The sequence below is a fragment of the Mycobacterium sp. IS-2888 genome, from assembly GCF_001954215.1.
Classification (GTDB): Bacteria; Actinomycetota; Actinomycetes; order Mycobacteriales; family Mycobacteriaceae; genus Mycobacterium.
The window spans coordinates 31,714-44,081 of the sequence record NZ_MBET01000023.1; the positions used below are offsets into that span (position 1 = coordinate 31,714).

The 12,368-nt window shown below is 67.8% G+C and carries 12 protein-coding genes and 1 pseudogene; 8 read left to right on the forward strand and 5 right to left on the reverse strand.

What is annotated here, in order from left to right:
• Positions 1-66: 66 nt before the first annotated feature.
• Positions 67-1,764 (reverse strand): serine/threonine-protein kinase PknH/PknJ, encoded by a 1,698-nt coding sequence (locus A5745_RS24200; RefSeq protein ID WP_076115167.1) that lies wholly within the window; start codon positions 1,762-1,764, stop codon positions 67-69.
• A 370-nt stretch (positions 1,765-2,134) separates the two neighbouring features.
• Between A5745_RS24200 and A5745_RS03680 the strand changes: the two genes are divergently transcribed.
• On the forward strand, positions 2,135-3,517 hold the full coding sequence (locus tag A5745_RS03680) for an HNH endonuclease signature motif containing protein (RefSeq protein WP_076115134.1): 1,383 nt from the start codon (positions 2,135-2,137) through the stop codon (positions 3,515-3,517).
• A 189-nt stretch (positions 3,518-3,706) separates the two neighbouring features.
• Positions 3,707-3,943: pseudogene (locus A5745_RS03685) on the forward strand (DUF4436 family protein); the annotation flags it as partial.
• An 8-nt stretch (positions 3,944-3,951) separates the two neighbouring features.
• Here A5745_RS03685 and A5745_RS03690 read toward each other — a convergent pair.
• Both A5745_RS03690 and A5745_RS03695 read right to left on the reverse strand, forming a co-directional pair.
• Entirely contained in the window at positions 3,952-4,560 is a 609-nt protein-coding gene (locus A5745_RS03690) for a hypothetical protein (RefSeq protein ID WP_076115135.1), read from the reverse strand.
• Between the two features lie 28 nt (positions 4,561-4,588).
• Positions 4,589-5,773, reverse strand: coding sequence for an acyl-CoA dehydrogenase (locus A5745_RS03695; protein WP_076115136.1), 1,185 nt, complete (start codon positions 5,771-5,773; stop codon positions 4,589-4,591).
• A gap of 32 nt (positions 5,774-5,805) precedes the next feature.
• On the opposite strand from A5745_RS03695, the gene A5745_RS03700 reads away from it, so the two are divergent.
• Genes A5745_RS03700 through A5745_RS03725 form a run of 6 tightly spaced genes read left to right on the forward strand, consistent with a single transcriptional unit; the run spans position 5,806 to position 11,197 of the window.
• Positions 5,806-6,171, forward strand: coding sequence for a DUF3054 domain-containing protein (locus A5745_RS03700; RefSeq protein ID WP_076115137.1), 366 nt, complete (start codon positions 5,806-5,808; stop codon positions 6,169-6,171).
• A complete protein-coding gene (locus A5745_RS03705) occupies positions 6,168-7,085 on the forward strand; it encodes an SAM-dependent methyltransferase (RefSeq protein WP_076062713.1) in 918 nt (305 codons plus the stop codon). The genes A5745_RS03700 and A5745_RS03705 overlap by 4 nt, the downstream gene beginning before the upstream one ends.
• A 47-nt stretch (positions 7,086-7,132) precedes the next feature.
• Positions 7,133-7,630, forward strand: coding sequence for a GNAT family N-acetyltransferase (locus A5745_RS03710; RefSeq protein WP_076062711.1), 498 nt, complete (start codon positions 7,133-7,135; stop codon positions 7,628-7,630).
• Positions 7,627-8,724, forward strand: coding sequence for an LLM class flavin-dependent oxidoreductase (locus tag A5745_RS03715; RefSeq protein WP_076115138.1), 1,098 nt, complete (start codon positions 7,627-7,629; stop codon positions 8,722-8,724). The genes A5745_RS03710 and A5745_RS03715 overlap by 4 nt, the downstream gene beginning before the upstream one ends.
• Positions 8,721-9,842, forward strand: coding sequence for an LLM class flavin-dependent oxidoreductase (locus tag A5745_RS03720; RefSeq protein WP_076115139.1), 1,122 nt, complete (start codon positions 8,721-8,723; stop codon positions 9,840-9,842). Before A5745_RS03715 ends, A5745_RS03720 begins: the two co-directional genes overlap by 4 nt.
• Positions 9,839-11,197, forward strand: a complete 1,359-nt coding sequence (locus A5745_RS03725; protein ID WP_076115140.1) for an NtaA/DmoA family FMN-dependent monooxygenase — start codon at positions 9,839-9,841, stop codon at positions 11,195-11,197. The genes A5745_RS03720 and A5745_RS03725 overlap by 4 nt, the downstream gene beginning before the upstream one ends.
• On the opposite strand, the gene A5745_RS03730 is transcribed toward A5745_RS03725, so the two are convergent.
• Positions 11,169-11,594 (reverse strand): nuclear transport factor 2 family protein, encoded by a 426-nt coding sequence (locus tag A5745_RS03730; protein ID WP_076115141.1) that lies wholly within the window; start codon positions 11,592-11,594, stop codon positions 11,169-11,171. The two genes, A5745_RS03725 and A5745_RS03730, sit on opposite strands and share 29 nt — an antisense overlap.
• A 10-nt stretch (positions 11,595-11,604) precedes the next feature.
• Complete coding sequence (locus A5745_RS03735; protein WP_076115142.1) at positions 11,605-12,351, reverse strand: MBL fold metallo-hydrolase; 747 nt, start codon at positions 12,349-12,351, stop codon at positions 11,605-11,607.
• Between the last annotated feature and the right edge of the window lie 17 nt (positions 12,352-12,368).

The window sequence follows — 12,368 nt, forward strand, 5'->3', positions numbered from 1 at the left end:
CCCAGCTCACTCCGTTTGCGCGCTGGCCACCGACATGGCGCGCAAACGTTGTGCGCCCGGTTGCTGCTAAGCGGCAACTTTGGCGGCGATTTGACGAGCGACGTTCACCGCGGAGTTGGACTGAGCGTCAGACAGGTTGTTGCTACACACGCCGACGTCGACGGCGACGTTGTTGGCCACGGTCAGCGCCCGCTGACAGGTCACCGTCGCCCCGGCGGCCCTGCCGGTCTTGGTGACGCTCAGGGTGCCGTTGCTGCTAGATACCGGCCCCACAGTCCATTCCGTATCGGGTACGCCTGGCTGGGTCACCGTGTATCGACGGTCTGAGCACGCCGGCCATCGTTGGGCGGAGGAGGCGAAGAACGCATCCGCGTCGTGCGCGGAAGGAAACAACACCAGAGCCTGAAGGACGAAATGACTGAAATTGCCCGGTTCGTGTAGGCCCTGTTCGCGCACGGTGCTCCACCCGCTGCCCTCGTAAACCGTGGCTTGCGCCGGGCCCTGCGCGGGTAGGCAGGCCTTGTCGGCCACTTGGGCGCTGGCGTCGTTCATCGCGGCGGAGGTTGCCGCGACCGTCATCTTGGTGGAGCCCACCGCGCTGTTGATTTGTTCGGGGCTGAGCCACAACCCCTGCAGCGCCTCAGCGGCGACCGGAGGCGCGGTGGTCGGGGTGGTCATGCTGGTCGTAGTGGTGGCGGGGGTCGTGGTCGTCGGGGGCGGCCCCGCGTTGTCGTGCACCAGCAAGGCCATCGCGCCGATGATGAGGAGCGCGACAACCACCCCGACAACCCCTGCGGCGGTGGCGACACGGTTTTTGCGCCGGGCGGGAGGCTTGACTGGGCGGGCGGCCTGGGTGGGTTCACCGGCGGCCGCGGCCTCGGTGCTGGCCAGGATGGTGTCGGCGTGGTCTTGGCCCACTGCGGTCAATGCGTGGTGGGCGGCGCGGGCGAGCTCACCAGCGCTGGCATAGCGATCCTGCGGGTTCTTGGCCATGCCACGCGCAATCACGTCATCAAACCCAGCCGGGACCTGCGGTCGTGCCTCGCTGGGGCGCGGGATCGGCGCGCTGAGGTGCGCGGTGATCAGCGCCGGCAGGTCCCCGCTGGCATATGGCGGGAAGCCAGTCAAACACTCATAGAGCACACACGTCAGCGCGTACACATCGGCGCGGTGATCCACTTCGGTGTTACCCAGCCGCTCGGGAGCCATGTAGGCAAACGTTCCGATCGTGGTGCCCGAGCTGGTCAACTTGGCGTCGGTGGCCGCATTCGCCAAACCGAAATCGACCAGGCAGGCGAAATCCTCACCAGTTAGCAGAATGTTGGCCGGTTTGATGTCACGGTGGATCACCTGCGCGCCGTGCGCGGCATCCAGCGCGGAGGCGATCTGGCGCACAATCGCCACGGCCCGCGCCGGCTGCAGCGGCCCATCAGCCGCCAGCACGGCCTGCAGGTCGGTGCCCTCGATCAAACGCATATCGATGAACAGCTGTCCGTCGATCTCCCCGCAGTGGTGGATGGGCACCACGTGCGGCTCATGCAGGCGCCCGGCGGTGCGTGCCTCGCGGTACAACCGCTGCCGAAACACCGAGTTACCCGAGTAAGCAGGCGCCATCAGCTTCAACGCCACCATCCGATCCATCACGGTGTCTTCGGCCTCATACACTTCCCCGAACCCGCCCCGGCCCAACAGCCGGCGCAGCAGATAATGCCCAAACCGCGACCCGGCCCGTCCCGGCCAACCCGCGGCGCTACCACCAACCATCGACTCTGGCACCACACCCCCCGCCGCCTACGCCACGCGGCAGCCAAAACACATCTCAGGCATCAGTATGCGACCCGCCCGGATCGACGGAGGCCAGTTCGTCAACACTCCCCAACCGCGTCAAACTCCAGATGCCGCAAACCCTCCATCGCCCGAACCCATATCGGCTGCCGGGCCATTCCGCGGCCCGACTACACTGCGGCGGCCCGAGGCCCGATAGCGATCCCGTGTCGCCTCGGCACAGGTCGCATCTCCACTGGCAAACTTCCTGAGGCGCTCGTCGTCATTCTGATGGCGATCGAAGGTAGGAAGCACCACGTGCGATTCGTCGGGCTGTGTGTTGTCGGAAGCACCTTCTATAATCGAACACATGTTCGAAGAAATGGACGACGGCGCCGTGGTGGATGCCATCACCGCCGCGGCACGCGCGCAGAACGCCGAGTGCGCGCGTGAGTTGGCGGCGATCGGCGAGCTGTACGCGCGCCGGGCCCCGGCCGACGATGCCGACCGGTTCAACTGGGCCGTCGACGGACACGACAACGTGGTGGCCGAGGTGGCCGCGGCGATGCGTATCAGCCGTGGCCGGGCTGCGGGTCGGCTGCGCTACGCGATTGCGTTGCGGGAGCGCCTGCCCCGGGTTGCAGAGGTGTTCGCGCGCGGAGATGTCGATTTGCGGTTGATCACAACGGTCGTGTCTCGCACCGAATTGATCGAGGATGCCGAGGTGATCGCAGGGCTGGACGCCGCATTGGCTCAGCATGCCCGACGGTGGATGCAATTTTCGGAGCGCAAGTTGGTCGAACGTGTCGATATGTGGGTGGCCCGCTTCGACCCGGCCGGTCTGCGGGTGCCCCGACAGCGCAGCGACGATCGCTATGTCGAGTTTCTGCCCGCGGCTCCCGGGCTCGCCGGGTTCTATGCGCAGCTGCACTCCACCGACGGGGCCGCGTTGGATCGCGCCCTCGACGAGCTGGCCGATACCGTCTGCCGGGACGACCCGCGGACCAAAAAGCAGCGGCGCGCCGACGCGCTCGGTGCGCTGGCCGCCGGGCTGGAGGGGCTGCGCTGCCACTGCGGTGCGGTGGATTGCACGGCCGCGCAACGGGATCCGAACACCCATGTTGTCATTCATGTGCTAGCCGAAGAGGCGGCGGTCAATGGCGACTCGCAAACTCCGGCGTACCTGCCAGGGTTCGGCGCTGTGCCGGCGCCGCTGCTGCGCGATCTGGCTCCTTCCGCCAAGATCAAATCGCTGCCGATTGCGCAGCCGAAGTCCGAAGCCGGTTACCGACCCTCTGCGGCGTTGGCCGAATTCGTCCGTTTTCGCGATCTGACATGCCGATTCCCCGGTTGCGACGCGCCGGCTGAGGTCTGCGATATCGACCACACCGTGCCGTTTCCGCTCGGTCCCACCCACCCGTCGAACCTCAAACTTCTGTGCCGCCACCACCATCTGCTCAAGACCTTCTACAGCGAGTGGCGCGATCTTCAGTTGCCGGACGGAACCGTGGTGTGGACGTCTCCTTCCGGTCGCACGTACACCACGAAACCGTTTGGCGCTGTGCTCTTTCCGGCGCTAGCCGTCCCGACCGGGACGCTGACCCTGCCGGCCGGCATGCCGGCGCCGCAACACAACCGCGGAATCATGATGCCGCTGCGACGACGAACTCGCGCCGCCGACCGCGCCGCCCGCATCGGTTGGGAACGCGGCATCAACGAAGCCCGAATGGCGGCCGACCCACCGCCCTTTTAGCGCGGATACCGAAAGCGCTTGTGGCGTAGGGGTACTGCGCCGAACAGACCCATCGCGCCCTTACACTGTTCGTTGCGGCCTATATCACCACGATGACGCTCTACGCGAGGTCCGGTTGTGGCTGTCCCATTGAACTTACTCAAGGTCAGCCCGCTGCCGGAGGAACCGCGGTGACGGTCAACTTCGAAAGTAGGTGTCTGGGTCGCGGCCCAGACGGCGCGTGACCGGCGACATTTCCAACCGCCGATGACAACCTGGTGAGCCGCAATGCTTTTTGCGGTGATACCGCTGCGCAATGCCCTTCCGGACTCACCGCCGCTGGGGTCCTGGATCGATGTCTCGGTCGTGCTTTGGGTCATCGTCGCGTTGGTCGGCTCGATGCTGCTGTACCTGTCCTGCTGGTGGCGACACCTGAAGCCCGACTAGCCAACGACTTAGAAGGGCCAGGGGCCCGCGTTCGTCTTGTACTTGCCGTTGAGCTGATTGCAGAAGTCGTTCGCCGTACCGGCGAGCAAGATGTAATAGGCTTCTCCGCCCCGACTTTCGAAGGAGTTCGGCGTGGTCCAGCCGTTGTCGCACATCGACGTCTGGTTGCCGGTCGTCGGCCTGCGCCAATTCGTTTTGGCGCAACTCGCAAGGGCGTCGACGTTGCCGGCGGTGCTCTTCGCGGCGACGAGCATCGCCCCTCCCCACAGGCCGTCGTTGCGTCGGTAGGCGCGCGCCCCGAATCCGGCGTTGTTGGTCTGGCAGGCAAGCGCCCGGCGCAACAGCCCGAAGGGTGCGGCGAGCTGTGCGTTGCTCACCGCCGCGGCCGCCGTGATGAACTGGGCCGCGTCCGAGCCGTCCACCTCTTGGACATTCGGATTCCCCAGGCTCGTCAACTGCTGCGCGATACCGGCGTTGTTGCCGCCGCCGATGATCGCTCCGCCCCCGCCGGACGTCATCGCCGGCAGCGTGACATCGGCGGTCGCCGTGGGTGTTCCGGCCGCGGCGCTCAGCGACAGCACACCCGCCGCGATAGCCGCGCCAATGCGAAGCGCCATAGTTTCCGAGGCTACCGGCCGGCCGCCATCAGCGGAAGGCGTCGCTGCCGGTGAACGCCTGGCCGAGCACCAGTTGGTGCATCTCGGGGGTGCCCTCGTACGTCAGGACCGACTCCAGGTTGACCATGTGCCGTATCACGGGATACTCCAGCGATATCCCGTTGCCGCCCAATATCGTTCGCGCATCCCGGCAGATTTTGAGCGCCTCACGGGTGTTGTTGAGCTTGCCGAAGCTGACCTGCTCCGGGCGCAGCCCGACGCTGTCCTTGAGGCGGCCGAGGTGCAGCGACAGCAGCTGGCCCTTGTGCAGTTCGACCGCCATGTCGACGAGTTTCGCCTGGGTCAACTGGAATCCGGCGATCGGACGGCCGAATTGGGTGCGCTGCGTGGCGTAATCCAGCGCGGATTGCCAGGCCGCCCGGGCCGCACCCATCGAGCCCCAGATGATCCCGTAGCGCGCCTCGGACAGGCAGGAAAGCGGCCCCCGCAGCCCCTTTGCCTCGGGCAGCAGCGCGTCGGCGGGCAGCCGCACGTCGTCGAGCACCAGTTCGCTGGTGATCGATGCCCGCAGCGACAGCTTGTGGTGAATCGTGTTCGCGGCGAATCCGGGCGTCTTGGTGGGGACGATGAACCCGCGGATCCCGTCGTCGGTATTGGCCCACACGACGGCGACGTCGGCGACCGAGCCGTTGGTGATCCACAGCTTGCGACCGTTGACCACCCAGTCCGAACCATCGCGCCGCGCAGTGGTTTTCATCGCCGCGGGGTCGGACCCGACATCGGGTTCGGTCAACCCGAAGCAGCCGAGGAGCTCGCCCGCGGCCATGCCGGGCAGCCACTGCTGCTTCTGTTCCTCCGAGCCGAAGTTCCAGATCGCGAACATCGCCAGCGATCCCTGCACCGAGACCATCGACCGAATGCCGGAGTCGGCGGCCTCCAGCTCGGTACAGGCCAGGCCGTAGTGCACGGCCGACGCCCCGCCGCAGCCGTAGCCGTGCAGGTGCATGCCGAGCAGCCCGAGCTGGCCGAACTGCTTGGCGAGCTCGCGGACCGGCAGGTCGCCGATCTCGAACCACTCCGCCACATAGGGCAGGACGTGTTCGGCGCAGAACTTCCTGGTGGTGTCGCGCACCGCGATCTCGTCGCTCGACAGGGATGCGTCGAGGCCGAGCGGGTCGTATCGGTCGAAGGCGGGGGGTGAATCGGCGCTCATATGGCCAGCCTGCCACCCGGTAGTCTCGCGGCATGCGGAGGATGGCGTACCTGCTCGTGGACGTCGTCGCTGTGCTGGTGTTCTGCGCCCTCGGACGCCGCAGCCACGCCGAAGGGCTCACCATCGGGGGTGTCGCGACGACGGCATGGCCGTTTCTCACCGGAACCGTCATCGGGTGGCTGGTGTCCCGGGCTTGGCAGCGCCCGACGGCCGTGGTTCCCACCGGGGTGGTCGTGTGGCTGTGCACAGTGGCGGTGGGCATGCTGCTGCGCAAGGCCAGCTCGGCCGGGGTGGCGGCGAGTTTCGTACTGGTCGCGGCCTCGGTCACCGCGGTCCTGCTGCTCGGTTGGCGAGCCGCCGCCGGGCTGACCGCGCGGCACGGCGTAAACCGACGATGACACGGACCGACGACGACACCTGGAATCCGGCCACCGGCGTCGGAATGACCGCGACGTTCGGCGCCGTCGCGAGGGCGGTGGGCACCAACAAGGGGCTCATCAACGACCCGTTCGCCGAGCACCTGGTTCGTGCCGCGGGCGTGGATTACTTCACCAGGTTGATCGAGGACCAGCGGTACGCCGATGACGCCGGCAGATCGCCCGTAGTTACCGGGCTCATCGATGTCCTTGCGGCACACACGCGATTCGTGGACGAATACCTCGCCGAGGCCGGGAAGGCCGGCATACGACAAGTGGTGAACCTGGGGTGCGGGATGGACACCCGGCCGTATCGGCTGTGGTGGCCATCGGGGACCACGGTGTATGAAATCGATCAGCCGGAAATCGTGGATTTCACGACAGACGTGCTACGCGGGCTGGGCGCCGAACTGACCGCGAACCGCCGCGCGATCGGCATCGATCTTCGTGAGGATTGGCTGGACGGGCTGCGGCGTGTGGGTTTTGACGCCTCCCAACGCACGGTATGGGTTGCCGAGGGGCTGTTGGTTGGGTACCTGGCGCCCGACGCACAGAATCGGTTACTCGAAACACTCACGGCGGCCAGCGCTACCGGTAGCCGGCTCGCCGCCGATCACATGCCCACGTGGACCCCCACGCAGTTGGAGGAGGGGCGGGCGTTTATGGATATCTGGCGCCAGGAGGGGCTGGACGTCGATCTGGCCGGGCTGACCTATTCAGGCGAATACCGCTATGTTCCCCAGCATCTGGCGGCCCGCGGCTGGGAAACGGTCGAGCGGAAGGTCGCGGATTTATTCGCCCCGATCGGAATGGCCGGCCGGTGGCGCGGCAGCCCGGAAGACGAGGCGATCACCCCGCGGTACGTCACCGCCACCCGGTCCCGGCCGCGCGGTTGAGCCCTGGCCGGAATGCATCCACGTAGCAGGCGTTAGACAGTTAGGTGATGCCCAGTTCTCAGCTTCGGTTCGTAGCCGCCGCCCAGGATGACCCCCTGGCGCAGCCGCTGCTGGCCGAGCTGGCCGTCGAATACGCGCAGCGATACGGCGGTACGCCGAGCGCGCACCTGGCCTGGCTGCCGGTGCCGGCCGAGGAGCTGGCCGCGCCGGACGGCGGCCTGCTGATCGGCGTGCTGGAAGGCGTGCCGGTGACGGGCGGCGCGTTCCGGCGTTTCGACGACGAGACGGCCGAACTCAAGCGGATCTGGACCGACCGCGCGCATCGGCGCTGCGGGTACGCGAAGGCGTTGCTGGCGGCGCTGGAGGCGGAGACGGCGACGCGCGGCTACCGGCGGCTGTACCTGATCACCGGCAATCGCCAGCCCGAGGCCGAGGCGCTGTACGACGCGACCGGGTACACCCGGGTGCCGGCCGAGCCGATGCCGTCCTGGGGACCGTTTCATCCCATCGCGTTCGAGAAGATCCTCGCGGGGGGACCCGCATGACCGTTCCGTTGCATCTGGCCGTCGCACTGGACGGGTACGGCTGGCACCCGCAGGCCTGGCGTTCCACGCTGGCGTCCGACCCAGAAACCCCATCGGTGCTCAGCGGCGACTACTGGTCTCACCTGGCGGCCACCGCCGAGCGCGGGTTGCTCGACTTCCTCACCATCGATGACACGTTGATGCCGCAAATCGGCCGGGGCGAGCGCATTCATCCCGATCGCCTGACCGGCCGCGGCGACGCCGTGTTGATCGCGGCCCGCATCGCGCCGGCGACGCGCCACATCGGGCTGATCCCGGTCGCCACGGTGACCCACACCGAGCCGTTTCACATCTCCAAAGCCATTGCCACCCTTGACTTTGTCTCGCGCGGCCGGGCGGGTTGGCAACCGCGGGTGAGCGTCACCACACACGAGGCCGCGCTGTTCGGCCGGCGCGACGCGTCCCAAATTCCGCTCTTCGACGAGGCCACCGAGTACGTCGACGTGGTGCGGCGATTGTGGGACAGCTGGGAGGACGACGCGATCATCCGGGACGTGGCCACCGGGCGCTACGTCGACACGGACAAGCTGCACTACATCGACTTCGCCGGCAAGTACTTCTCCGTCAAGGGGCCCTCGATCACGCCGCGCCCGCCGCAGGGTCAGCCGGTGGTGGCCGCGTTGGCGCACGCCGGCCCCGTGTACGAATTCGCCTCAGCCACCGCAGATCTTGTCTTCGTCACGCCCACCGACGAGACGTCGGTCCGCGGCATTCTCGGCGAGGTGCGCGCGGCGGGCGGCACCGAGCTGAAGGTGTTCGCCGACGTGGTCGTGTCGTTCGACGGCAACGGGGACTTCCGGTCCGATGCGCTCGTCTTCGCCGGCAGCGCAATGGAATTGGTGGACCTGCTGGTGGAATGGCAACGGCTGGGCATCGACGGTGCGCGGCTGCGGCCGGCCGTCAACGCCACCGACCTTCCGGCGATCGTCGACGAGGTGGTGCCGCTGCTGCAGCGGGCCGGACGGTTCCGCGACGGCTATCGGGACGGCGAAACGCTGCGCGCGCGCCTCGGCCTGCCGGTCGCCGTCAACCGGTACACGGCGGTCAACCGATGAACGGGGTGCCGATCTCGATCCTGGACCTCGCTCCAGTCAGCGAAGGCGGGGACGTCGCGACGGCGTTGCGCAATACCATCGAGCTGGCCCAGCGCGCCGAGGAGTGGGGTTTCCGCCGCTTCTGGATCGCCGAGCATCATTTCGTCGCGGTCGCCAGTGCCGCACCGGCCGTGTTGATCGGACAAATCGCGGCCGCTACCAACACGATTCGCGTCGGATCGGGCGCGGTGCAGCTCAGCCATACCACGGCCGCCGCCGTGGTCGAGAGCTTCGGCATGCTGGACGCCTTCTATCCGGGCCGCATCGACCTCGGCTTGGGCCGCTCGGCCCAGCGACGAATATCGAAGCCGAAAGGGCCGCGACCCCCGAGGCCGGAACCGACGCGCGAATGGCGCGAGGTCGACGGGGTGGTGATCCCGCCGCCGTTCGACCTGAGGGGGTTGCTGGGCAGCGGCCGGGTGAAGGCGACCATGTCCGTCCTGCAGCAGCCCGAAGCGGTCGCGCCCGACTTCGAAGATCAACTCGGCGACATCATCGCCATGCTCGCGGGCACCTACGAAGTCGACGGCTTCGACCTGCATGCGGTGCCCGGCGAGGGCGCGGCGCTCACGCCGTGGATCTTCGGAAGCAGCAAGGGGCGCAGCGCCAAGGTGGCCGGCGCGCTGGGCCTTCCGTTCGTCGCCAGCTATCACATCACCCCCGCCACCGCGCTGGACGCGATCGACGCCTACCGGGACGCCTTCGTGCCGTCGGCGGCATTGGCGCGGCCCTACGTCGTGGTGTCGGCCGACATCGTGGTGGCCGACGACAGCGCCACCGCCACACACCTGGCGTCCAGCTATGGCCAGTGGGTCTACTCGATCCGGGCCGGGGGCGGCGCCATCCCGTATCCCGACCCCGACCACTGCCCGCCGCTGACCGACGAACAGCTGGCCGTGGTAAAAGACCGGATAGCAACCCAATTCGTGGGCAAGCCGGACGAAGTCGCCGAGCGCCTGCACACCCTGCAGCGGGCCACCGACGCCGACGAACTCGTCATCACCTCGGTGACCCACCGCCACACCGACCGCCTGCGCTCGCACGAGCTCATCGCCAAACGATGGGGACTGGCCGAATGAGCGTTCGGGAGGGCAAGCAGCGCAAGCCCATTCACTTAGCCGCCCACTTCCCCGGGGTCAACAACACCACCGTGTGGACCGATCCCAACGCGGGCAGCCAGATCGATTTCGACTCGTTCGTGCACCTGGCCCGCACCGCCGAGCGCGGACTGTTCGACTTCTTCTTCCTGGCCGAGGGGCTGCGGCTGCGTGAGCACCGCGGCCGCATCTACGACCTGGATGTGGTGGGCCGGCCGGACACCTTCACCGTGCTCGCGGCCCTGGCGGGCGTCACCGACCGGATCGGGCTGACCGGCACGATCAACACCACCTTCAACGAACCATTCGAAGTGGCAAGGCAATTCGCGACCCTCGATCACCTGTCCGGCGGCCGCGCCGGATGGAACATCGTCACGTCGTCGGACGCCTTCACCGGCGCCAACTTCCGGCGCGGCGGATTTCTCGAGCACGCCGACCGCTACGTGCGCGCCGAGGAGTTTCTTACCGTCGCCCGCCAGTTCTGGGACAGCTGGGACGCCGATGCCGTGCTGGCCGACGTGCAAGCCGGGGTCTACGTCGAACCGGACCGGATCCACAGCGTCGAACACTTCGGCCCGCAGTTCGAGGTGCGCGGCTTCGCGGCGCTGCCCGCCGGACCGCAGGGCCATCCGATCCTGCTGCAGGCCGGCGACTCCGACGACGGGCGCGCGTTCGGCGCCCGGCACGCCGATGCCCTGTTCACCCTGCATTCGTCGCTGGAAAACGGGCAGCGCTACTACGCCGACGTCAAGGGCCGGGCCACGTCCTACGGCCGAGACCCCAACCGGCTCAAGGTTTTTCCGGCGGCGACCTTCGTCATCGGTGACACCGACGCCGAGGCGGAGGAGAAGGCCCGCCACATCCGCTATCAGCAGGTCAGCGGCGCGACGGCGATCGCGATGCTCGAGCAGGTGTGGGGCCGCGAGCTCTCCGACCACGACCCGGACGGGCCGCTACCCGATTTCGATCCGGTCGTCGACAGCGACATCACCCAGGGGCGGGTGCGCCACGGTGACCCGGTCGCGGTGGCCCGCCGCTACCGCGAGCGCGCTGCAGCCGACAACCTGTCGATCCGCGAGCTCGTCATCGCCGTCACCAGCCGGCAGCAGTTCGTCGGCACCCCCGCCCGAATCGCCGACGAGATCGACCTTTACATCCAGGCCGACGCTTGCGACGGGTTCATCCTGGTGCCCCACCTGACACCCCATGGTTTGGACGAGTTCGTCGATCGCGTGGTCCCGCTCCTGCAGGAGCGCGGCGCGTTTCGCACCGAGTACAGCGGCGAAACGCTACGCGATCACCTTGGGCTCACTTGTGATACGCGTCGTCCTGGATGACCTTGACGCCGCGCCAGCCCCAGTAGACGCAGTGGCGCTGGATCAGGCCGTCGGCGATCTCCATGACCTCGACGAAATCCATCTGCTCGCCGTCGGGTGTAGCGCGCGGGTACTCGAAGATCATCGTCCGGCTGCCGTCGGTGAGATAGCCGGTCCGGTAGTAGGTGCGCAACGGCGGCTTTCGCGCCGCGACCCGTTCGAGCAGCGGCCGCAACTCGTCGTGCCCGCGGCACACCCCGGTCTCGGTGCCCATCGTCAACGGCACCGCCGGGCTCTCCAAGACCGCGTCGGGGGCGTAGAGCGCGAGTAGCGCCTCCACGTCGTCGTTGCTGAGCGCTTCGTCCCAGTCGTGGTAGATCCGTTCGGCGGATTGCTGAAAACTTTCGTTGCTTGACATGCCCCTCCTTTCATTGCGCCAGCGCGAGTGCCCGATCGGTCGCCTCCCGGACGGGGCCGCGCCACACATCGCCGTGACCGGGCAGCAGCGTCTCGACGTCCAGCAGCGCGAGCGCGCTCAGGCTGCGCAGGCAATTCTGTTGGCTGTGGCTGAACACCGCCGGTAGCAGCTGCGGCCCGCTGTGCCGCAGCAAAGGATGGCCGGTGATCAGCGCGTCGCCGCTGGCCAGCACCCCGTCGACGACGTACGAGCAATGCCCGCTGGTGTGCCCGGGCGTGGCAATGGCCATCGGGTGACCGGGCAGGCCGGCGGCCGTCTCGGCGGTCAGCGGCTGCGTGGTCGGGATGCCGTCGCGGATCAGGCCGCCACTGCGGACCACGTGGACGCCCCAGACCGCCCACCGCGGCCGCCAAATGCGCAGGGCGACATCGAGAATCGACACCTGTTCCAGGTACTCCCGCTTGGCGTGGCCCACTTCGTCGGCGTGGCAGTACACGGGCGTGCCGTGCTCGCTCGCGAACCAGATCGCCGAGCCCAGGTGGTCGATGTGCGCGTGCGTCAGCAGGATGGCGCGAACATCGCCCGCGCCGTAGCCCAGCTGCCGCAGCGAGGCCAGCACGGCCTCCCTGTCGCCGGGATAGCCGGCGTCGATCAACATGACGCCGGTCCCGTCGACAACCACCGTCCAGTTAACGGCCGGACCCTGGGCGAGGTACACGGTGTCGGTGACCTGAACAAGGTTCGGTGCCGGTCCCATGTCCCCCGAGTGTAGGA

Bases quoted from the DNA above. Each gene is read 5' to 3' on its own strand.
- A5745_RS24200 (WP_076115167.1), bottom strand. From the start codon at position 1,764: ATGGTTGGTGGTAGCGCCGCGGGTTGGCCGGGACGGGCCGGGTCGCGG.
- A5745_RS03680 (WP_076115134.1), top strand. From the start codon at position 2,135: ATGTTCGAAGAAATGGACGACGGCGCCGTGGTGGATGCCATCACCGCC.
- A5745_RS03690 (WP_076115135.1), bottom strand. From the start codon at position 4,560: ATGGCGCTTCGCATTGGCGCGGCTATCGCGGCGGGTGTGCTGTCGCTG.
- A5745_RS03695 (WP_076115136.1), bottom strand. From the start codon at position 5,773: ATGAGCGCCGATTCACCCCCCGCCTTCGACCGATACGACCCGCTCGGC.
- A5745_RS03700 (WP_076115137.1), top strand. From the start codon at position 5,806: ATGCGGAGGATGGCGTACCTGCTCGTGGACGTCGTCGCTGTGCTGGTG.
- A5745_RS03705 (WP_076062713.1), top strand. From the start codon at position 6,168: ATGACACGGACCGACGACGACACCTGGAATCCGGCCACCGGCGTCGGA.
- A5745_RS03710 (WP_076062711.1), top strand. From the start codon at position 7,133: ATGCCCAGTTCTCAGCTTCGGTTCGTAGCCGCCGCCCAGGATGACCCC.
- A5745_RS03715 (WP_076115138.1), top strand. From the start codon at position 7,627: ATGACCGTTCCGTTGCATCTGGCCGTCGCACTGGACGGGTACGGCTGG.
- A5745_RS03720 (WP_076115139.1), top strand. From the start codon at position 8,721: ATGAACGGGGTGCCGATCTCGATCCTGGACCTCGCTCCAGTCAGCGAA.
- A5745_RS03725 (WP_076115140.1), top strand. From the start codon at position 9,839: ATGAGCGTTCGGGAGGGCAAGCAGCGCAAGCCCATTCACTTAGCCGCC.
- A5745_RS03730 (WP_076115141.1), bottom strand. From the start codon at position 11,594: ATGTCAAGCAACGAAAGTTTTCAGCAATCCGCCGAACGGATCTACCAC.
- A5745_RS03735 (WP_076115142.1), bottom strand. From the start codon at position 12,351: ATGGGACCGGCACCGAACCTTGTTCAGGTCACCGACACCGTGTACCTC.